Raw genomic sequence first — 821 nt, 5'->3', positions numbered from 1 at the left:
GCCCGGCGCTCGTTGACGGTGCCGGGGAAGAACGTCTTGGACACTCCGGTGACGGTCAGCATCGTCACGCCTCCTTGGTGCCGGTCGCGGCGGCGCCGGCGGATTCGGGTCCCGCGCCGACGGAGGTCCCGGTTCCCGCCGCGGCACGTTCGTTGGCGGCGACCGGGGTGGTGGGTTTGCGTCCGAAGCGTCCGCCCGCGCCCTTCCAGCGGGGCAGCAGCAGCGCGACCACGACGAGGATGGCCGTGACGGCCTTCATGTCGTTGGGATCCAGGCCGACGCGGAGGGCGGCGAAGATGATGAGCTGGTAGAGCAGGGCGCCCAGGATCACGGCGAGCACCGCGAGCAGCAGCTTGCGCTGGCCGAGGATGGCCTGCCCGATGATCACCGAGGCCAGGCCGACGAGGATGAGGCCGATGCCCATCGAGATGTCGGCGAAACCGCGGTACTGGGCGATGAGCGCGCCGCACATGCCCACGAACCCGTTCGACAGGGCCAACGTGAGGGTCTTGGTGAAGTCGGTCGAGACGCCGAACGAGGAGATCATGGGGCCGTTGTCACCCGTGGCACGGATGGACAGACCGAGGTCGGTGGTGAGGAACCACAGGACGACCAACCCGAGCAGCAGGACCACGACCGCGAGGATGGCCACCCCGGGCCACTCGCCCAGCAGGTCGGCGTCCTTCAGGGGCGTGAACACGGTGTCGCTGCGCAGCAGCGGGATGTTCGCGCCGTCCATGATCCGCAGGTTGACGGACCACAGCGCGATCATGGTGAGGATACCGGCGAGGAGGCCGTCGATCTTGCCCTTGGTGTGCAAC

General features: G+C 68.7%; 1 protein-coding gene. It reads right to left on the bottom strand.

All coding sequences use genetic code 11. The features are described from left to right. Positions 1-64: 64 nt before the first annotated feature. A partial coding sequence (locus H483_RS27540) for an ABC transporter permease (protein ID WP_017836522.1) occupies positions 65-821 on the bottom strand: 757 nt, incomplete at its 5' end.

The organism is Dietzia sp. UCD-THP (assembly GCF_000349585.1).
Lineage (GTDB): Bacteria > Actinomycetota > Actinomycetes > Mycobacteriales > Mycobacteriaceae > Dietzia > Dietzia natronolimnaea_A.
This window is presented reverse-complemented; position numbering and strand designations above follow the sequence as displayed.